Source organism: Seonamhaeicola sp. NFXS20 (genome assembly GCF_049132085.1).
In the GTDB taxonomy this organism is placed as follows: domain Bacteria; phylum Bacteroidota; class Bacteroidia; order Flavobacteriales; family Flavobacteriaceae; genus Seonamhaeicola.
On the sequence record NZ_JAFMPU010000001.1, the window covers coordinates 22,643 to 41,213 of the forward strand.

The following is an 18,571-nucleotide window of genomic DNA, read 5'->3' on the forward strand; positions in this document are numbered from 1 at the left end:
AAAGTATAGAATTTTCTTATATTTAGTTTCTACAAATTAATCATTAAACTATGAAATTTTTTAAAAAGCTTGTTAAGTGGCTTATCTCAATTATTGCTATTCTAATCATTTTACTTTATGTTTTTGATTATGGATATATTATTAGAGGCGCAAAAATTGTGTATTTTACAGGCCATAAAACAGCTTTTATAGATGATTATCCTTACTTTGAAAACGATACTATTAAAAAAGGATCTCATGTTGATGAATGGCCAATTCATAAAAATTATAATAGCAAAGCACCTACAAAAAAACTTAGTAAAGTAAATCAAGATTGGGGTACCATTGCTTATATTATCATTAAAAATGACAGCATTTGGTTTGAGAAATACTACGATGGTTTTAATAACACCTCTAAAACCAACTCGTTTTCTATGGCAAAAAGTATAACCTCTGCTTTATTAGGAAAAGCCATTATGGATGGTTATATAAAAAGTCTAGACCAACCCATTAGCGACTTTTATCCTCAATACAATTATGCTAAAACAACCGTTGGCGATTTATCATCAATGGCATCTGGTTTAGATTGGGTAGAACACTATACAAGTCCTTTTTCTGTAACAGCAAGAGCTAATTATGACGATAATTTAGCCGAAACCATACTAAACCAAAAAGTAGTAAAAACACCTGGAGAATCTTTTGAATACTTAAGCGGAAGCACACAATTACTGGGTATGATTATACAAAAGGCAACAGGTAAAAGTTTATCTAATTACCTTTCTGAAAGCTTTTGGAAACCTATGGGAGCCGCAAACGATGCCTTTTGGCAAGTAGATGATAAAGATAACCGATTAGCTAAAGCTTTCTGTTGTATTTCTAGTAGTGCCAGAGACTTTGCTAGGTTTGGTAAACTATACAAAGACAACGGAAAATGGAATGGCAAACAACTTCTAGACTCTACTTTTGTTAAAAAAAGTATTACACCACGTTTTAAAGAAAGTCCAGAATACGGTTATGGCTGGTGGTTAAAAGATGTTGGCAACAAACACTTTTTTATGATGCGTGGTCACTTAGGGCAATATGTTTTAGTAGAACCAAACGATAATGTTATTATTGTACGTTTAGGTCATAAAAAATCACCCGATGAAGGTGTTGGTAAATTTACAAATGATATTACCGTTTATATTGAAGAAGCCTATAAAATGCTAGACTATGATCTCTAAATTAAATTTAGAAAACATATTATTTTTAGACATTGAAACAGTTCCAGAGCAGCAATATTTTTCTGATTTAGATGAAGATAAACAGGCACTTTGGGAGAGCAAATCTCAATACCAAAGAAAAGATGAATTTACTGCCGAGGAGTTTTATGACCGAGCTGGAATTTGGGCAGAATTTGGTAAAATAGTTTGTATTTCTGTAGGGTATTTTAATTTTCAAGGCGAGCTTAGAAAGTTTAGAGTTACCTCTTTTTATGGCGATGAGATTACCATTTTAAACAATTTTAAAAATTTATTATCCACGCATTTTAATCAGGCCAAACATTTATTGTGCGCCCATAACGGAAAGGAGTTCGACTTTCCTTATATTGCCCGACGTATGATTATCAATAATATTGAGTTACCCTATAAATTAAACCTTTTTGGCAAAAAACCTTGGGAAGTACCACATCTTGATACTTTAGAGCTATGGAAATTTGGTGATTACAAAAACTATACGTCTTTAAAATTACTTACCAATGTTTTGGGCATACCTTCACCAAAAGATGATATTGATGGTAGTGAAGTATATAGCGTTTATTATGAAGAAAATAACATAGATAGAATCATTCAATATTGCGAAAAAGACACCATAGCAGTTGCTCAAATTTTTTTAAGATTACGTGGTGATGACATTTTAAATGACGATGAAATTATTCATATTTAATGCAGAAAAAACCTATTTTAACAGTTAAAGATTTAACCATTTCGTTTGGTAAAAATACGGTTATTCATAACATTTCGTATCATTTAAATAAAAACGAAATTCTTGGCATTGTTGGCGAATCTGGTTCCGGAAAATCTGTATCTTCTTTAGCCATACTGGGGTTACTTCCTAAAAATATTTCAAACATTTCTTCTGGAAGTATTCTTTATAACAACTTAAATTTAATTTCACTCCCAATAAAAAAATATCAAAAAATTCGTGGCAATAAAATAAGTATGATTTTTCAAGAGCCTATGAGCTCTTTAAACCCGTCTATGACCTGTGGTAAACAAGTTGAAGAAATATTATTTCAGCATACAACATTATCTAAACCTGAAGTTAAAGCAGAAGTTATTTCACTATTCGAAAAAGTAAAACTACCAGAACCTCAGCGCGTATTTAAATCGTATCCACATGAGATTTCGGGCGGGCAAAAACAACGCGTTATGATAGCCATGGCCATTGCTTGTAAGCCCGATATTTTAATTGCAGATGAACCCACTACAGCTTTAGATGTTACTGTACAAAAAGACATTATAAAATTGCTTAAAACGCTTCAAAAAGAAACTAAAATGAGTGTTATTTTTATAACGCACGATTTGGCTCTAATTTCAGAAATAGCAAATAGGGTTTTAGTAATGTATAAAGGTAATATTGTAGAGCAGGGTAAGGTTTCTAATATCTTTAAATCGCCTAAACATAATTACACTAAAGCACTTATTAATTCTCGCCCGTCTTTAGATGTTAGATTAAAAGTACTTCCAACTATTCAAGACTATTTAAATGATACTATTTCAACAGAAATAATAAGTGACGAACAACGAAAACTTCAACACAAAAACATATACAGTAAACCACCATTATTAGAGGTTGTAAATGTTGAAAAAACCTATTTTTCAAAATCTGGTTGGTTTACAAAACCAAAAAGTTTTAAAGCTGTAAACAATGTAAGTTTTAAACTTTATGAAGGAGAAACTTTAGGATTGGTTGGTGAGTCTGGTTGCGGGAAATCTACTTTAGGAAATGCTATTCTTCAATTAGACAAAGCTACGGCAGGACAAATTTTATATAACGGTGTAGACATTACAAAGCTTTCAAAAACTGAGATAAAAAAGCTTAGAAAAGACATTCAAATTATATTTCAAGACCCCTATTCATCATTAAACCCAAGAATTCCTGTTGGTGAAGCTATAATGGAGCCTATGCAAGTGCATAACCTTTTTAATTCTGACAAAGAACGAAAAGAAAAAGTTGTTGAAATATTAAATAAAGTGGGCTTATCTGAAGATTATTTTAACCGCTATCCACATGAGTTTTCTGGTGGTCAACGCCAACGTATAGGTATTGCCAGAACAATTGCGCTGCAACCTAAACTAATTGTTTGCGATGAATCTGTTTCTGCTTTAGATATTTCGGTTCAAGCACAAGTTTTAAATCTGCTAAATGAACTTAAAGCAGATTTTGGTTTTACTTATATATTTATTTCACACGACCTAGCCGTTGTAAAATATATGAGCGACCAATTATTGGTTATGAATCAAGGACAAATTGAAGAATTAGATGATGCCGATACCATTTACAACACCCCTAAAAAAGACTACACTAAAAAATTAATTCATGCTATACCCAAAGGGTTATAGCATGAATATTTTCTTAGTTAAATACAGCAAACTTTTAAAAAACCTAATGTTTTCTTGAAGGGTTTCTTTTAATTTACTTTCATTAAAAGGTATTTGTTCCTCTTCACTAGTTTCAACCGTAGGTAATTCAGGTAGATTTGGTTCCATATTTGTGTAGGTTAAGTTCATGGTAGATTTGGAATAATCTATTAAAAATTTGGTTTATTTGGGGACAGCTAATATCGTAACAATTTTTATTTTTAACGACAAAAAACATATTAAATCGTTAAAATGCATTTTATTTTAACATTTGTAATACAATTTATCTAATCGCAATTAAAATCAACCCTTCATTATGGTCTTTTTAAAAGTTCATATATTTATCTTTGAGAATAGAAACATACTTTTTATTAAATGGAAAAACTTTGGGAAGCTTCATATAATTTCAAAAACAATAGCCACTTAAAAAACTATTGTAATTGGCTAGCAAAACATTATGGTTTAAAATTTATAGACTACCAAGAATTATGGAAATGGTCTGCAGATAACACCGAAATGTTTTGGGAAAGTATCTGGAAATACTTCAATATAAAATCTCATAGTCAGTATTCTAGGGTATTATCATCATACAACATGCCCAACTGCAAGTGGTTTGAAGGCGCTACTTTAAACTATGCCGAACATATTTTTAGACAATCTAAACCCAAAGAAACAGCCATATTTTTTAGTAACGAAACTGGAAAACACATTCAAATTTCATGGGGAGAACTTGAACAAAAAGTAGCTTCCATGATAACCTATTTAAAATCTATAGGTATTAAAAAGAACGATTGTGTTGTAGCTTATTTGCCTAATGTACCCGAAGCTACCATAGCATTTTTAGCCGTAAACGCATTAGGAGCCATTTGGTCTAGTACGTCTCCAGATTTTGGTACAGAAAGTGTTGTAAACCGGTTTGCACAAATTAAACCCAAAGTTTTAATTGCTGTAGATGGCTATAACTACAATGGTAAACCTTATGATAAAACCAATACAGTAAAACAAATTATAAGCTCGCTTCCAACTTTAAAAAAGGTAATTGTATTGCCTTACTTAAATGAAAACGCACTTGATAGTTTTAGTGATGGTTGTATAAACATTAACACCATTTTCAGCACATATACTGGTAAACTACAATTTGAAGCAGTAGATTTTAACCATCCTATTTGGGTGTTGTATTCCTCTGGAACTACAGGATTACCAAAAGCCATTGTACACTCTCATGGAGGTGTTTTATTAGAACACTATAAATACATGGCGTTTCATAACGATGTTCATGAAGGCGAACGCTACTTTTGGTTTACTACCACAGGTTGGATGATGTGGAACTTTTTACAATCAGCACTTCTTATGGGTGCTTCTATTGTATTGTATGATGGCAGTCCAACATATCCTAAATTTGATGCACTTTGGGGCTTTTCAGATGATTTAAACATTAATCATTTTGGTACTAGCGCTCCTTATTTGGTAGCTAATATGAAAAAACAACTTGATATTAAAAACAAACACAATCTATCATCTATAAGGTCTATAAGCTCAACGGGAGCCCCTTTACCTGCCGAAGCTTTTGATTATGTTTACAAAAACATTAAATCTGATGTCTGGTTATGCTCTATGGCCGGAGGTACAGACGTTTGCACCGCTTTTGTTGGGGGTACACCTTTAAATGCTGTTTACTCTGGTGAAATTCAATGTCGTGCTTTAGGAGTGTCTTTATACGCTTTAGATGATTTAGGCAACCCTATTGAAGATGATTTAGGCGAAATGGTAATAGATAAACCTATGCCCTCAATGCCTATTTACTTTTGGAACGATAAGGATAATGCCAGATATAAATCAAGTTATTTTGAAGATTACCCAGGCAAATGGCGCCATGGCGATTTTATTAAAATTAACTCTAAAACGGGCGGACTTGTTATTTACGGACGCTCTGATGCCACTTTAAACAGGCACGGTATAAGAATTGGTACTAGTGAAATTTACAGAGCTGTAAATAAAATAAAAGCTATTGAAGATGCCTTAATAGTTAATCTTGAATTAGAAGGTGGCAAACATTACATGCCACTATTTGTTAAACTTAAAGAAGGAATTGATTTAACAGACGACATTAAACAAGCCATTAATAACCAACTAAAAAGTGATTATTCTCCGCGTCATGTACCCGATGAAATTTTTGAAGTAAAAGACATTCCTTATACCATTAGCGGAAAAAAAATGGAAGCACCCATAAAAAAGATTCTACTAAAAATGCCCATAGAAAAATCTATTAATATTGATGCTATGCGCAATCCAGAATCAGTAAAGTTTTTTATTGAATTTGCTAAAACTATTTAGAACTTAAAACTCTAATTCTTCTGGTATATCATCATCTAAATTATCATCAATAGGATTATCTTTTGACATTTTAGAACAATCAACCACTATTGATAAATCTTTAGGTTCTTCAAAATCTTCTTTTGAAATGTTAAGAGATTCATCAGCGTAACAGCTTTTCATATATAGCGCCCAAATAGGTAATGCCATAGCAGCTCCCTGCCCGTAGGTTATACTTGCAAAATGAGCAGCCCTATCTTCTGCACCAACCCAAACTCCAGTAACTAAATTAGGCACCATACCCATAAACCAGCCATCACTTTGATTTTGAGTAGTTCCAGTTTTACCTGCTATTGGGTTGGTAAATTCATAGGGATACCCTGTAACCACTTCTCTATAATCTGCTCTATAAGAATCTGCTCCCTTAGTTCTTAATCTAGCACCAGAACCATGTTCTGTAACACCTTCCATTAACTTAACAGCTACATAAGCCGTTTCTTCACTTAAAACATCACGAGTTTCTGGTTTAAATTGGTATAATACCGTACCATTTTTATCTTCAATTCTAGTTACCATAACTGGTTTGGTATAAACTCCTTTATTTGCAAAGGCCGAATAAGCTCCTACCATTTCATAAACACTAATTTCTGGAACGCCCAAGGCAATTGCTGGTACAGGAAGAATTTCAGACTCTACACCTAGTTTTTTTACCAAATCTACTACTGGTTGCGGGCCAACCTTATCAATTAACCTAGCTGTAATAGTATTTACAGAATTTGCTAATGCATTTTTTAAGGTTCTTGTTCCTCCGTAATCATTTTCTCCACCAGAGTTTCTTGGACACCATTCTTCTGGGTTTCCGTACTTGTTTGCTTCAATGCAAAATGGCGTGTCTGGAAATTCTTGACACGGCGAATAATGTAATTGATCTATAGCCGTGGCATATACAAAGGGCTTAAAGGTAGAGCCTATTTGACGTTTTCCTTGCATAACCATATCATACTGAAAATGCCTATAATTCATACCACCAACCCAAGCTTTAACATGACCTGTATGTGGATCCATAGACATCATACCTGTACGTAAAAAAGATTTGTAATAGCGCATAGAGTCCCACGGTTTCATAACCGTATCTACTTCGCTAGCTCTACCTTCTTTCCATTCAAAAACCGTCATTTTGGTTGGTTTATGAAAAGAGGCTTCTATTTCTTTATCAGATTTTTTTAAATCGTATTTCATATGCCTCCATCGTTCTGATTGCTTCATAGAACGACGCATTAAAGTGTCTATGGCTCCATGTGTTAAATCTAAAAACGGTGCTGTTGGGTTACGCTTTGGTGTATTTTGATGAAAAAATTCTGCTTGTAGCCTTGGCATATGTTGTTGTACAGCATCTTCGGCATATTTTTGCATACGAGAATCTATGGTAGTATAAATTTTTAATCCATCGTTATATAAATTCCATTTTGAACCGTCTGGTTTCGGATTTTTTTTAATCCAATCTTTCATAAACCCATCTAAATACCCTCTAAAATACGTAGCTAATCCTTCACGGTGAGACTCTGGTGTGTAATTTAAATCTAATGGTGTTTTTTGAAGTGAATCTTTAACTTCTTCTGTAATATAATCGTACTTATACATTTGTGCCAACACCACATTACGCCTATTTTTAACACCTACTGGATTTCTATGAGGTCTTGGATTGTAGAGTGATGAGTTTTTAAACATTCCTACCAACATAGCCGACTCTTTTACAGATAATTCTTTAGGCTCTTTACCAAAATAAATACGTGCTGCACTACGGATACCATCGGCATTATTACCAAAATCGTAAATATTAAAATACTGTGCTATAATTTCTTCTTTGGTATATTGTTTTTCTAATCTGGTAGCAATAATCCATTCTTTTACCTTTTGAAGAATTCTTCCAACTGTATTTTTAGATCCTTCGCCATGAAATAATTGTTTTGCCAATTGTTGTGAAATGGTACTAGCACCTCCGCCTTGACCCATTTTTACAACAGCACGAAGTGTTCCTCTGGCATCTATACCTGAATGGCTATGGAAACGTGCGTCTTCAGTAGCTATTAAAGCATCTACTAAATGTTTAGGTAAATCATCATAACTAACAGGAGTTCTGTTGTCATTAAAATAGAACTTCCCAAGGGTTTCCCCATCAGAAGAAATAATTTCTGTAGCTAAATTTGTTCTTGGGTTTTCTAATACGGTGTGGTCTGGCATATCACCAAAAACACCCCATGAGGCTAATAAAAAAATAAGTACTACAGATAAAATGCCCGCAGAAAACAACATCCAAAACCAACGAACGTATTTTGAAAAATCTGGGGCTGTGGTTTCTTTCTTTTTTGCTTTTGCCATTTATTCTTAAAATATTAAAAACACTTAGCCTAGGCTTAGTGTGACAATTGATTCTCTATTTTTATTTGGTGGTTACTGGTTTTTCAATTCTAAAACCCACATCGGTAATTCCTTCTAATTCAACAACTCCATTTACCTTACCACTTTCTCTCATAGCATGTTGAATATTTACCGTGTACTCTCCTGTTTCGTTAAAAACAACACGTTCTTTATACCAGAGTTTATTTTCTTTAACATCGGTATATCCGGTTCCTAGTAGCTTGCCACTAGGGTCTGCCATTCTATACTCTAAAGTATCTTTTATTGTTTTCCCATGCGGAAAAACCATTTCAACAATTAAAAACAAGTTATTGTATTTGTAAGCATTTGTATTTCTTAAATTAACAAATAAATTGTAGGCATTTGTTGAGTCTGGTGGATTTATTTTAAAGCTAACAATAGAGTCTTTATGCCATTTTTTGGGAATTGACTTATACGTATCAAATACCCTATTAGAATCACATGAAACCAACACAAAAGAAAAAATTAAAAAAAATAGCCAAATACCTGCCTTAAACACAGTCGAAAGATTATTTTGCCGCATTTTTACTGTTTTGAGGTTTTCTTTTGTTTTTACTTCTGTTTCGGTTATTCTTTCTGTTCCTATTGTTTTTACGTCTTTTTTTAGGTTTTGGATTATCAAAACGTGTTAAACTGTCTTGACCTACAACGTTCTCAAACTCTGTTTTAGTATCATCGGCAAGCTCTGCAGCATATTCTTCAAGACTTGCTATTTTTTGTTTTTTATTGTTCAAATCAATAATTTCATTAACCTGTTCTGTGGTTAATTTATACCAATTATTCCATTCGCCTTCGTAGGCAAACCACATATGTCTTTTAAAAATATCGGTTTTTTGGCAAACGGCAACACCTTTTTCTGTTTGTAGTTTGGTGTCTGATTTTGGGAAATCTTTTAAGGCATCTAAATAAGTGTCTAATTCATAATTTAAACAGCATTTTAGTTTACCGCATTGTCCTGCTAATTTTTGAGGATTTAATGATAGCTGTTGATAACGCGCTGCAGATGTACTTACCGAACGAAAATCTGTTAACCATGTTGAACAACACAATTCTCTTCCGCAAGAGCCTATGCCGCCAAGTCTTGAAGCTTCTTGACGGAAACCCACTTGTTTCATTTCTATACGAGTTCTAAACTCACGTGCAAATACTTTAATGAGTTCTCTAAAATCTACACGTTCTTCGGCTGTGTAGTAAAAAGTTGCTTTACTACCGTCTCCTTGAAACTCTATATCAGATATTTTCATTTGCAACTTTAAATCTATTGCAAATTGGCGGGCTTTTACCTTCATAGCCTCTTCTCTATCACGAGCTTTTTGCCAAATATCTATGTCTTTTTGTGATGCTTTTCTATAAATTTTAAGCCCTTCTTCAACATTATCAGAGATATTTTTGCGTTTCATTTGAACGCGCACTAATTCTCCTGTAAGGGTAACCATCCCAATATCATGACCTGCTTTTGCTTGGGTAGCCACAATATCGCCAATACTAAGTGAAATGTTATCTGGGTTATGGTAGTATTCTTTCCGTCCGTTTTTATAACGAACTTCTACCCAATTAAAGGGTTTCTCGCCGCTAGGAAGCGACATATTTGATAACCAGTCAAAAACAGTTAGTTTATTACAACTATCTGTTCCGCAAGTACCATTATTTTTACAGCCTTTGGGTTGGCCATCTTTTGTTGAACAGCTTGCACAAGCCATATTTTTTTATATTGAATTCGTTAATAATTAAATTATTACGAATGACGGTTCATATTTAAATTCGATTTGTAAAGATAAGATTATTATAATTACATTAAAAACTAAACATTTTTAACACTAATAATCTTTACAGGACATGCTTTGGCAGCTTTATCACAATCTTCAAAAATAAATTCATCTTGAGATTTTATAGTGTAAAAGCCTTTTTTTTCTTTTGAATGTAGCAACACACTTTTTCCATCTTTTTTAGACATTTGAAACTGGTTGGGTGCTAATTCTACACAATAATTACACCCAATACACTTTTCGCGCTGCAAAGTTACTACTACCATTAAGCCTCCACTTTGTTTTCTACAATTTTATAAAGCTTATCTGAAGGTCTTATCCTAAACCCTAAAGGAATAGTAACCGAGTCTCCTTTTGATGCTGTTGCTAGTTTTTCATCATTAACTAACATTTCTTCAATATTTAACTCTTTAACTCCTGTAGTAGGGCCTGTTATTAAAATAGTATCTCCTATTTTAAGATCATAAGCTTCTATTTTAAACTCGCCAATTTCTGGCTTTGGAAAATAGTGCATACCCTTGCCAATGTATACTTTCTTTTGGGTTGCATGAGAACCAGAACCTTTGCTCCATTCTCCTAGTTTTTGCCCTAGGTAATACCCACTCCAAAAACCACGATTATAAACGGTTTCTAAAGTTTGCATCCAAGAAATAACTTCCTCTTTATTGTAAGTACCGTTTGCAACACTGTCTATAGCTTCTCTGTAGCATTTAATTACTTTTGCTACATATTCTGGTGCTCTACCTCTACCTTCAATTTTCAAAACTTTAATACCTGCATCAACAACTTGGTCTAGAAAATCTATAGTACATAAATCTTTAGGAGACATGATATATTCATTATCTAGCTCCATTTCAAAACCAGATTCTTGGTCTATTACGGTATACTTTTTTCGGCAATTTTGTTTACAAGCACCTCTGTTTGCAGAAGAGTTATAAGAATGTAAACTCATGTAACACTTACCAGAAACAGCCATACAAAGTGCACCATGACCAAAAATTTCAATTTCTACCAATCTGCCTGATGGTCCTTTTATTTCTTCCTTTTCAATTTGCTCTGTAATCTTTTTTACTTGGCGTAAACTCAACTCCCTACTCAACACCATAGTATCGGCAAACATAGCATAAAACCTAACAGTTTCAATATTTGTTATATTTATTTGAGTAGAAATATGCACCTCCATACCTTGTTCTCTAGCCATACCAATTACTGCTTGATCCATAGCAATAACAGCAGTAATATCTGCCTCTTTTGCTCTTTTTATCAATGTTTTTACAATTGATAAGTCATGGTCATAAATAATGGTATTTAAGGTAAGATAAGTGCGTACATTTTTTTCTTTGCATCTTCTTGATATTTCCTCAAGATCATCCAAAGTGAAATTTATCGATGCTCTTGCCCTCATATTAAGTTGCTCTACTCCAAAATACACTGAATTAGCTCCGTTATCTAACGCAGCTTGAAGCGACTCAAAATTTCCGGCAGGTGCCATTAATTCAATCTGTTGCATAATTTTTTATTTGCTCTAAAAATACCTGACTTACTTTTTTTAGATTTTGCAAAGGTAAGGCTTTTAATACTATATTAATAGCATTGATTTTGTGGTAAGCTTAATTAGTGTTTTTAAAAATAAAAAGGAAAAAGCACTTTAGAGGCATAAAGTGCTTTCCAGTCAGAATTGAGTTAGTTTTAGTTATAACTTAGTAGGCTTATTTCATAGCAAAGTTTTTCCCACTTTAATACTAGATGCAAATTATACAAAAAGGTTGCGTAATAAAAATTGTATTGTGAAAAAAGAAGTAGTATTTTAGCATACAAAACTTCAGAAAAAAAACAGATAAATGAGTAGCGAAAAAGAAGCAAAATTAAAAGCATTAAAGCTTACATTAGATAAATTAGACAAAGCCTACGGTAAAGGCACTGTAATGAAAATGAGTGATGCCGCAGTAGAAGATGTTGATGCTATTTCATCAGGGTCTTTAGGATTAGACATTGCTTTAGGTGTTGGTGGTTATCCACGCGGTAGAGTAATAGAAATTTATGGTCCAGAATCATCGGGAAAAACCACACTAACACTTCACGCTATTGCTGAAGCTCAAAAAACTGGTGGTATTGCCGCATTTATTGATGCAGAACATGCTTTTGATAGATTTTATGCCGAAAAACTAGGCGTTGATATTGATAACCTTATTATCTCTCAACCTGATAATGGCGAACAAGCTTTAGAAATTGCAGATAACTTAATTCGTTCTGGTGCTATTGATATTGTAGTAGTAGATTCGGTTGCCGCTTTAACACCAAAAAGTGAAATTGAAGGCGAAATGGGCGACTCTAAAATGGGGCTTCATGCGCGTTTAATGTCTCAAGCATTACGTAAATTAACAGCATCTATTAGTAAAACTAATTGTACTGTTATTTTTATTAACCAGTTACGTGAGAAAATTGGTGTTATGTTTGGTAACCCAGAAACCACAACCGGTGGTAACGCCTTAAAATTCTATGCATCGGTAAGATTAGATATTAGACGTTCTACCCAAATAAAAAATACTGATGGTAGTATTGCGGGAAATAAAACAAGAGTAAAAGTGGTGAAAAATAAAGTAGCACCACCTTTTAAAATGGCCGAATTTGATATTATGTATGGCGAAGGTGTTTCTAAAGTAGGTGAAATTTTAGACATAGCTGTAGATAATGAAATTATTAAAAAAAGTGGTTCATGGTTTAGCTATCAAGACACTAAATTAGGTCAAGGAAGAGACGCCGTTAAAAACCTAATAAAAGATAATCCTGAACTTATGGAAGAACTTGAAACCAAAGTTAGAGATATTGTAACTTCATAAAAACCATATAAAATCCCGAAATTATCGGGATTTTTTTATTTTCGTACGCAACCATTCTACCTCAGTAGCATCTATAGGTTAAAACATGTATTTAACCCTAAAACCATTTGCTATGAAAAGAGTTATTGCACTGTGTTTAACACTATTGTTTTTTGCATCTTGTAGTGTTGACGATGATGGCGCCAATTATAGTTTTGAAATTTTACCTGTTGAGAGTGTAGATATGCCCACAGAGTTTGTATTAGGAGAAACCTATCCTATTACTATTTCTTATTTTAGACCCTCAACTTGTTATGCTTTTAGAGACTTTTACTATTTAAAAGAACTCAATGAAAGAACAGTGGCACCAATAAACTATGTATTTGAAGATGACAATTGTGAAACTCTTACAGATGAACTTGTAGAAGTTACGCTTAATTTTATAGTAACTAGTAATGGTTCTTATATCTTTAAGTTTTGGCAAGGTGATGACGACAACGGTGAAAGCCAATTCTTAACCATAGAAGTGCCTGTTGTAGAGTAAAAAAGAATAATTAATTAATGCATGTTTTAATTTGAGTTTAAACCAACTCATAGAAAATTGTAAAATTAATGATACTAAAGCTCAAGGAGAATTATACAAGCTTTTTTCAAGCAAACTATTTTCCATTTGCTTAAAGTATTCGCGTAACTATGCCGAAGCTGAAGATAATTTACAGGACGCATTTCTTACAATTTTCAACAAAATAGGGCAATATAAACATAAAGGTTCTTTTGAAGGCTGGATAAAACGCATTACTGTAAACACCGTTTTACAAAAGTACAGAAATGATAAAGTTTTTGATATAGTAAATGAAAACAACATTGAAGACGAAGCAATTGAAGTTGATGATGATGAAAACTTCTCTTTAGATTTTCTTTTACAAATCATTCAAGAATTACCAGATAGGTATCGGTTGGTTTTTAACCTCTATGTACTTGATGGATATTCACATAAAGACATAGCAGACATGCTAAACATAAATGTAGGCACTTCAAAATCTAACTTAGCGCGTGCAAGACAGATTTTGAAACAGAATATAAAAGATTACAAATTGTCTCAAAGTTTACAATCATTATAAATGAGTGATAAAAAACATATTGATAGGTTATTTCAAGAAAGCTTTAAAGATTTTGAAGCTACTCCAAGTGATGCTGTTTGGAAAAACATAGAAGCTAACCTAAACAAGAAAAAGAAAAAACGAGTTATCCCTATTTGGTGGCGCTATGCAGGTGTTGCAGCATTACTTTTGCTTTCACTTACAATAGGCGGTTTTTATTTTAATAAAAGTAGTAATACAGACCCTATTGAGGTAGTAACTGAAGAAGACAATAACACCCATTCCTTAGACTTAAAAAACTCAAACACACCCAATGAGTTAAACAAGAAAAATTCTGCTATTTCTAATTCTAAAGAAAATAATGAAGCCCTTGAAAAATTAGATGAAGCCCTAGCTCCTTCAAACAATTCTGTTCCAGAAAACAAAACATCTATTGCCAAAAGTTCAGAAACAAAAACAAAAAACAATAATGGTGTTGATAAAAAATTAAAAAGCAACTTCACCAATAATCAGAATAACAAAGCTATTGCAAAATCAAAAGAAACCAATAATCAGAATAAAACGCAGAACAACATAAATAATAATGCTTTGGCAAGTATTAAACCTAACGAAGAAATTGATGACGCTGATACTCTTCAAAATAAATCAACAAAAAACAACAGTTTAGCCCAAACAAAAAACAAAGTAACAGAAAAGCAAAACCAAACTGTTGCTGAGAATAAAGAAGAAAAAGCACCTCTTACTATTGAAGAAGCTTTAGAAGAAAACAATGAACTTTTAGAAGAAACCAAAAAACCTACACGGTGGGCAGTTACACCCAATGCAGCTCCTGTTTATTTTAATACCTTAGGGCAAGGTTCTTCCTTAGATCCACAATTTAATAACAACTCTAAAACTGGCGAAGTTAATATGAGTTATGGTATATCTGCTAGTTACGCATTAAATAATAAAGTAAGTATACGTACTGGTATTAATAAGTTAAACTTAGGATATAATACTAATGACGTTGTTATAGTTAATACAGCTGGTGTAGTTCAAAGTTCTTTAAGAAACGTTAAAGAAGGTACTAGTAGTAATAGCACAGCCTCTAATAATGTTTCTTTGGTAAGTGAAGCTACTATAAATAAAGCACCACAATCTTTAACCTCAACCAACACAACCATTAACCAAGCATTTGGTTACATTGAAATACCTTTAGAAATTCAATATGCTGTAATTAATAAAAAACTTGGTCTTAATGTTATTGGTGGGTTTAGTTCATTCTTTTTAAATGACAACGAAATATATTCTGAAACAGAAACTGGTTCTAGAGTATTCTTAGGTGAAGCCAATAACTTAAATAAAGTAAGCTACAGTGCCAATTTTGGTTTAGGACTTAATTATAAATTTACTAAAAAAATAGATTTGAATTTAGAACCCATGTTTAAATATCAATTCAATACATTTAATAATACATCTGGTAATTTTACTCCCTATTTTATAGGTGTATATACCGGTTTTGCTATAAAATTCTAGGTTTTTGGTTAGATCTGGGTAATGAGTTTTCAATTAAGCTCGGAAACCATTATCAAAAAAACTGCTCCTTCCCAGAGCAGTTTTTTATTGATTAAAAGTTTTTAACTGATTCAATATTAACATTCTAGCCTTTTCATTTAAGTACTTAGTATCTTCAACTGTTAAGCCATGAGTTAATAAGAATTTATGAATTTTAACCCGCATTCTACCAGGGCCACCACTAAAAAAAGTATAAGAAAATCGTTTTTTATTATCGGCAAACGTTAAAGGCACTATTGGAATTTGGTGATTTATAGCTAACCTAAAAGCACCATCCTTAAAGTTATCTAGCACAATATGTTCCTCTGGCACGCCACCTTCAGGAAAAATACAAATACTTAAACCCTGCTTAAGCCTTCTTTGAGCCCTTAAAAAAACTGCTTGTCTACTTTTAACAGAACTTCTATCTACTAAAATACAAGTGCGTTTATAGAAAAACCCAAACAACGGTATTTTTGCCAATTCCTTTTTACCTACAAATACAAAAGGATTTTTAACTGATGCTAACATCAACATAATATCTACCATAGACGTATGATTTGCTATAAACATGTAGCTTTTTCCCTTTACCGGAATTTCCTCTTTTATAAAAGAACATCTAAACCCCATACCTATTAAAATAAATTTAGCCCAAAAACGCGCCAATTTAAAAAAGAAAGGATACCATGATTCCTTTGAAATTGATAACAACAACAAAGGAAACAATACTATAATAGGTACCGCCACAAGAATGTAAAACCAAATGCGGTAAAGTGTCCAGAAAATATATTTAAAAACAATCATTCTGGTCAAAAATACACAATTGTATTGAGCATTTCTATTAAAAAAATTACCTTTGCCTGCACATTAAAATTAATTATGGCAAGAATACTAACTGGTATACAAAGTACAGGAACACCGCATTTAGGAAATATTTTAGGCGCAATTATACCTGCAATAAAAATGGCTGAAAAGCCAGAAAACGATTCGTATTTATTTATTGCAAATTTGCATACACTTACACAAATTAAAGATGCAGAAACATTGCGTAATAACACCTATTCTGTGGCTGCAACCTGGTTAGCTTTTGGTTTAGATATAGAAAAAACAGTATTTTACAGACAAAGCGATGTGCCTCAAGTTACCGAATTATCATGGTATTTAAGTTGCTTTTTTCCGTACCAACGTTTAACGCTTGCACATGGTTTTAAAGACAAAGCCGATAGATTAGACGATGTTAACTCTGGCTTATTTACCTACCCTATGCTTATGGCAGCAGATATTTTGTTGTATGATGCCGATATTATTCCCGTTGGTAAAGACCAACTTCAGCATATTGAAATGACTCGTGATGTTGCTTCTCGTTTTCATAATAAAATGGGAGAAACCTTTGTAATACCCGAAGGAAAAATACAGGAAAACATCATGCTTATTCCTGGTACTGATGGTGAAAAAATGAGTAAAAGTAGAAACAACACCATCAATATATTTTTAAATGATAAAAAGCTGCGTAAGCAAATTATGAGTATTCAAACAGATAGCACACCGCTTGAAGAACCTAAAGACTGGAGTACTTGTAATTGTTTTGCTATTTATAAATTATTAGCATCAGATGAGCAAATAGCCGCTATGAAAGCTAATTACGAAAACGGTAATTATGGTTATGGGCACGCTAAACAAGCCTTGTATGAGCTTATTGTTGAAAAATTTGCTAAACAACGAGAAACATATCACTATTATATGAATAACCTTAATGAGCTAGACAAGGTGCTTGGTGTTGGTGCTGAAAAAGCCAAAATAGTTGCTAATAAAGTTTTAAATAGAGTAAGAACAAAAATTGGGTATTAAAGCGCCTCAAACATTTTCCCTGGTAAAGGCCTAACAACCCCTTTTAACTCCATATTCAATAAGGTACTTGATACTTTAAAAATAGGTAGGCTACAATTTAACGCAATAATATCTAGTTGTTGTTTATTGTTTTCTTTTAAGTAATTATATATTAATTTTTCAGTAGCATCAAGCTCTACAAATAATTGTTTTTGTACGGTAGGTTTAGGTTTGTCTTCCAACTGCCAATTTAAAATATACGGAACATCTAAAGGGTTTGAAAGCAACAAAGCCTTTTGTTGTTTAATTAAATTATTACACCCAATACTTTGGGTATCTGTAACCCTACCAGGAACGGCAAAAACATCTCTGTTGTAAGAATTGGCAATATCGGCAGTTACTAAGCTTCCTCCTTTTTCGGCAGATTCAATAACAATAGTGGCTTCACTTAATCCGGCTATAATTCTATTTCGCTTTAAAAAATTATTTCTATCAAAAACATCTGTACTCCAAAAATCTGAGAAAAAGCCTCCGTTTTGTTCTACATCAACCATATATTTTTTATGAGATTTTGGGTAAATTTGGTTTAACCCATGCGCTAAACAGCCCACAGTTTGCAAGTTATTTTTTATAGCTGCTTTATGCGCTGTGATATCAGTTCCGTAAGCAAACCCAGAAACTATTACTGGGTTATAGGGTGTTAATTGTTCTATTAGTTTTTCGCAAAATGCTATACCATTAGTGGTAATTTTACGAGTGCCAACAATACTAATTATTCTATGATTTTTTAAATTAATATTTCCAGATTGAAACAATAAGATAGGTCCATCAATACAATGTTTTAGCCGTTCGGGGTAGCTTTCATCTTTAAAATAGGTAACTCTTATATTGTTGGCTTTAATAAATTCAATTTCGTTTTCAGCAGCCTTTAAGTGATTAGAACTATGAATTCCTTCTAATATTGATAAACCAATGCCATCAATTTTAATAAGATTTTGCTTTTTTTCTTTTAAAACGGCTTCTGCCGACCCACAAAACGAAATAAGTCTTTTAGCTGTAATATCTCCTATTTTAGGCACATGCTGAAGTGCTAGTATGTAAAGCAAATCATTTTCAGTCATTTGTGTAAATGTAATTTTGTAGCTACAAGAAAAGCAATTTTAATTAAAAAA

General features: G+C 32.8%; 17 protein-coding genes. 9 read left to right on the top strand and 8 right to left on the bottom strand.

Annotation, left to right across the window (positions count from 1 at the left end; all coding sequences use genetic code 11):
* Positions 1-50 precede the first annotated feature (50 nt).
* Genes J1D01_RS00125 through J1D01_RS00135 form a run of 3 tightly spaced genes read left to right on the top strand, consistent with a single transcriptional unit; the run spans position 51 to position 3,584 of the window.
* On the top strand, positions 51-1,202 hold the full coding sequence (locus J1D01_RS00125; protein ID WP_421149442.1) for a serine hydrolase domain-containing protein: 1,152 nt from the start codon (positions 51-53) through the stop codon (positions 1,200-1,202).
* Complete coding sequence (locus J1D01_RS00130) at positions 1,192-1,905, top strand: 3'-5' exonuclease (RefSeq protein ID WP_372935429.1); 714 nt, start codon at positions 1,192-1,194, stop codon at positions 1,903-1,905. Before J1D01_RS00125 ends, J1D01_RS00130 begins: the two co-directional genes overlap by 11 nt.
* Positions 1,905-3,584 carry an ABC transporter ATP-binding protein gene (locus tag J1D01_RS00135; RefSeq protein ID WP_372935431.1) on the top strand — a complete coding sequence of 560 codons (1,680 nt, stop codon included), beginning with the start codon at positions 1,905-1,907 and terminating at the stop codon, positions 3,582-3,584. Before J1D01_RS00130 ends, J1D01_RS00135 begins: the two co-directional genes overlap by 1 nt.
* On the opposite strand, the gene J1D01_RS00140 is transcribed toward J1D01_RS00135, so the two are convergent.
* Positions 3,579-3,731 (bottom strand): hypothetical protein, encoded by a 153-nt coding sequence (locus J1D01_RS00140; protein WP_157607934.1) that lies wholly within the window; start codon positions 3,729-3,731, stop codon positions 3,579-3,581. The two genes, J1D01_RS00135 and J1D01_RS00140, sit on opposite strands and share 6 nt — an antisense overlap.
* Positions 3,732-3,977: 246 nt before the next feature.
* Between J1D01_RS00140 and J1D01_RS00145 the strand changes: the two genes are divergently transcribed.
* Positions 3,978-5,936, top strand: coding sequence for an acetoacetate--CoA ligase (locus J1D01_RS00145; RefSeq protein ID WP_421149443.1), 1,959 nt, complete (start codon positions 3,978-3,980; stop codon positions 5,934-5,936).
* Positions 5,937-5,939: 3 nt separating this feature from the next.
* Here the strand turns inward: J1D01_RS00145 and J1D01_RS00150 are convergent, their stop codons facing one another.
* The 5 genes from J1D01_RS00150 to J1D01_RS00170 all read right to left on the bottom strand — a co-directional run bounded on the left by J1D01_RS00150 (position 5,940) and on the right by J1D01_RS00170 (position 11,630).
* Positions 5,940-8,294 carry a penicillin-binding protein 1A gene (locus J1D01_RS00150; RefSeq protein ID WP_372935435.1) on the bottom strand — a complete coding sequence of 785 codons (2,355 nt, stop codon included), beginning with the start codon at positions 8,292-8,294 and terminating at the stop codon, positions 5,940-5,942.
* 61 nt (positions 8,295-8,355) lie between these two features.
* Positions 8,356-8,877 carry a gliding motility lipoprotein GldH gene (locus J1D01_RS00155; RefSeq protein WP_076702355.1) on the bottom strand — a complete coding sequence of 174 codons (522 nt, stop codon included), beginning with the start codon at positions 8,875-8,877 and terminating at the stop codon, positions 8,356-8,358.
* Positions 8,864-10,054, bottom strand: a complete 1,191-nt coding sequence (locus J1D01_RS00160) for a PSP1 domain-containing protein (RefSeq protein ID WP_372935438.1) — start codon at positions 10,052-10,054, stop codon at positions 8,864-8,866. The genes J1D01_RS00155 and J1D01_RS00160 overlap by 14 nt, the downstream gene beginning before the upstream one ends.
* A 101-nt stretch (positions 10,055-10,155) precedes the next feature.
* The gene (locus J1D01_RS00165; RefSeq protein WP_076699001.1) at positions 10,156-10,386 is read right to left on the bottom strand and encodes a ferredoxin; all 231 of its coding nucleotides are present in this window, start codon (positions 10,384-10,386) and stop codon (positions 10,156-10,158) included.
* On the bottom strand, positions 10,386-11,630 hold the full coding sequence (locus tag J1D01_RS00170) for a peptidase U32 family protein (protein ID WP_372935440.1): 1,245 nt from the start codon (positions 11,628-11,630) through the stop codon (positions 10,386-10,388). The genes J1D01_RS00165 and J1D01_RS00170 overlap by 1 nt, the downstream gene beginning before the upstream one ends.
* A 331-nt stretch (positions 11,631-11,961) precedes the next feature.
* Here J1D01_RS00170 and recA point away from each other — a divergent pair, with 331 nt between their 5' ends.
* From recA to J1D01_RS00190, 4 genes are all read left to right on the top strand, one after another.
* Positions 11,962-12,960: a recombinase RecA gene (recA, locus tag J1D01_RS00175; protein ID WP_076698998.1), complete on the top strand. Its 999-nt coding sequence runs from the start codon at positions 11,962-11,964 to the stop codon at positions 12,958-12,960.
* A gap of 112 nt (positions 12,961-13,072) precedes the next feature.
* Positions 13,073-13,483 carry a hypothetical protein gene (locus J1D01_RS00180; protein WP_421149444.1) on the top strand — a complete coding sequence of 137 codons (411 nt, stop codon included), beginning with the start codon at positions 13,073-13,075 and terminating at the stop codon, positions 13,481-13,483.
* 31 nt (positions 13,484-13,514) lie between these two features.
* Positions 13,515-14,060: an RNA polymerase sigma factor gene (locus tag J1D01_RS00185; protein ID WP_421149445.1), complete on the top strand. Its 546-nt coding sequence runs from the start codon at positions 13,515-13,517 to the stop codon at positions 14,058-14,060.
* Positions 14,061-15,554 carry a hypothetical protein gene (locus tag J1D01_RS00190; RefSeq protein ID WP_421149446.1) on the top strand — a complete coding sequence of 498 codons (1,494 nt, stop codon included), beginning with the start codon at positions 14,061-14,063 and terminating at the stop codon, positions 15,552-15,554. It abuts the gene before it with no gap.
* 84 nt (positions 15,555-15,638) lie between these two features.
* Here J1D01_RS00190 and J1D01_RS00195 read toward each other — a convergent pair whose 3' ends face one another.
* Positions 15,639-16,376 carry a lysophospholipid acyltransferase family protein gene (locus tag J1D01_RS00195; protein ID WP_421149447.1) on the bottom strand — a complete coding sequence of 246 codons (738 nt, stop codon included), beginning with the start codon at positions 16,374-16,376 and terminating at the stop codon, positions 15,639-15,641.
* Positions 16,377-16,451: 75 nt separating this feature from the next.
* Here J1D01_RS00195 and trpS point away from each other — a divergent pair, with 75 nt between their 5' ends.
* Positions 16,452-17,420, top strand: coding sequence for a tryptophan--tRNA ligase (gene trpS, locus J1D01_RS00200; protein WP_421149448.1), 969 nt, complete (start codon positions 16,452-16,454; stop codon positions 17,418-17,420).
* Here trpS and dprA read toward each other — a convergent pair.
* On the bottom strand, positions 17,417-18,520 hold the full coding sequence (gene dprA, locus J1D01_RS00205; protein WP_421149449.1) for a DNA-processing protein DprA: 1,104 nt from the start codon (positions 18,518-18,520) through the stop codon (positions 17,417-17,419). The two genes, trpS and dprA, sit on opposite strands and share 4 nt — an antisense overlap.
* Between the last annotated feature and the right edge of the window lie 51 nt (positions 18,521-18,571).

What these genes read in the sequence shown, in the direction of transcription:
- J1D01_RS00125 (WP_421149442.1), top strand. Translation starts at nt 51, where the DNA reads ATGAAATTTTTTAAAAAGCTTGTTAAGTGGCTTATCTCAATTATTGCT.
- J1D01_RS00130 (WP_372935429.1), top strand. Translation starts at nt 1,192, where the DNA reads ATGATCTCTAAATTAAATTTAGAAAACATATTATTTTTAGACATTGAA.
- J1D01_RS00135 (WP_372935431.1), top strand. Translation starts at nt 1,905, where the DNA reads ATGCAGAAAAAACCTATTTTAACAGTTAAAGATTTAACCATTTCGTTT.
- J1D01_RS00140 (WP_157607934.1), bottom strand. Translation starts at nt 3,731, where the DNA reads ATGGAACCAAATCTACCTGAATTACCTACGGTTGAAACTAGTGAAGAG.
- J1D01_RS00145 (WP_421149443.1), top strand. Translation starts at nt 3,978, where the DNA reads ATGGAAAAACTTTGGGAAGCTTCATATAATTTCAAAAACAATAGCCAC.
- J1D01_RS00150 (WP_372935435.1), bottom strand. Translation starts at nt 8,294, where the DNA reads ATGGCAAAAGCAAAAAAGAAAGAAACCACAGCCCCAGATTTTTCAAAA.
- J1D01_RS00155 (WP_076702355.1), bottom strand. Translation starts at nt 8,877, where the DNA reads ATGCGGCAAAATAATCTTTCGACTGTGTTTAAGGCAGGTATTTGGCTA.
- J1D01_RS00160 (WP_372935438.1), bottom strand. Translation starts at nt 10,054, where the DNA reads ATGGCTTGTGCAAGCTGTTCAACAAAAGATGGCCAACCCAAAGGCTGT.
- J1D01_RS00165 (WP_076699001.1), bottom strand. Translation starts at nt 10,386, where the DNA reads ATGGTAGTAGTAACTTTGCAGCGCGAAAAGTGTATTGGGTGTAATTAT.
- J1D01_RS00170 (WP_372935440.1), bottom strand. Translation starts at nt 11,630, where the DNA reads ATGCAACAGATTGAATTAATGGCACCTGCCGGAAATTTTGAGTCGCTT.
- recA (WP_076698998.1), top strand. Translation starts at nt 11,962, where the DNA reads ATGAGTAGCGAAAAAGAAGCAAAATTAAAAGCATTAAAGCTTACATTA.
- J1D01_RS00180 (WP_421149444.1), top strand. Translation starts at nt 13,073, where the DNA reads ATGAAAAGAGTTATTGCACTGTGTTTAACACTATTGTTTTTTGCATCT.
- J1D01_RS00190 (WP_421149446.1), top strand. Translation starts at nt 14,061, where the DNA reads ATGAGTGATAAAAAACATATTGATAGGTTATTTCAAGAAAGCTTTAAA.
- J1D01_RS00195 (WP_421149447.1), bottom strand. Translation starts at nt 16,376, where the DNA reads ATGATTGTTTTTAAATATATTTTCTGGACACTTTACCGCATTTGGTTT.
- trpS (WP_421149448.1), top strand. Translation starts at nt 16,452, where the DNA reads ATGGCAAGAATACTAACTGGTATACAAAGTACAGGAACACCGCATTTA.
- dprA (WP_421149449.1), bottom strand. Translation starts at nt 18,520, where the DNA reads ATGACTGAAAATGATTTGCTTTACATACTAGCACTTCAGCATGTGCCT.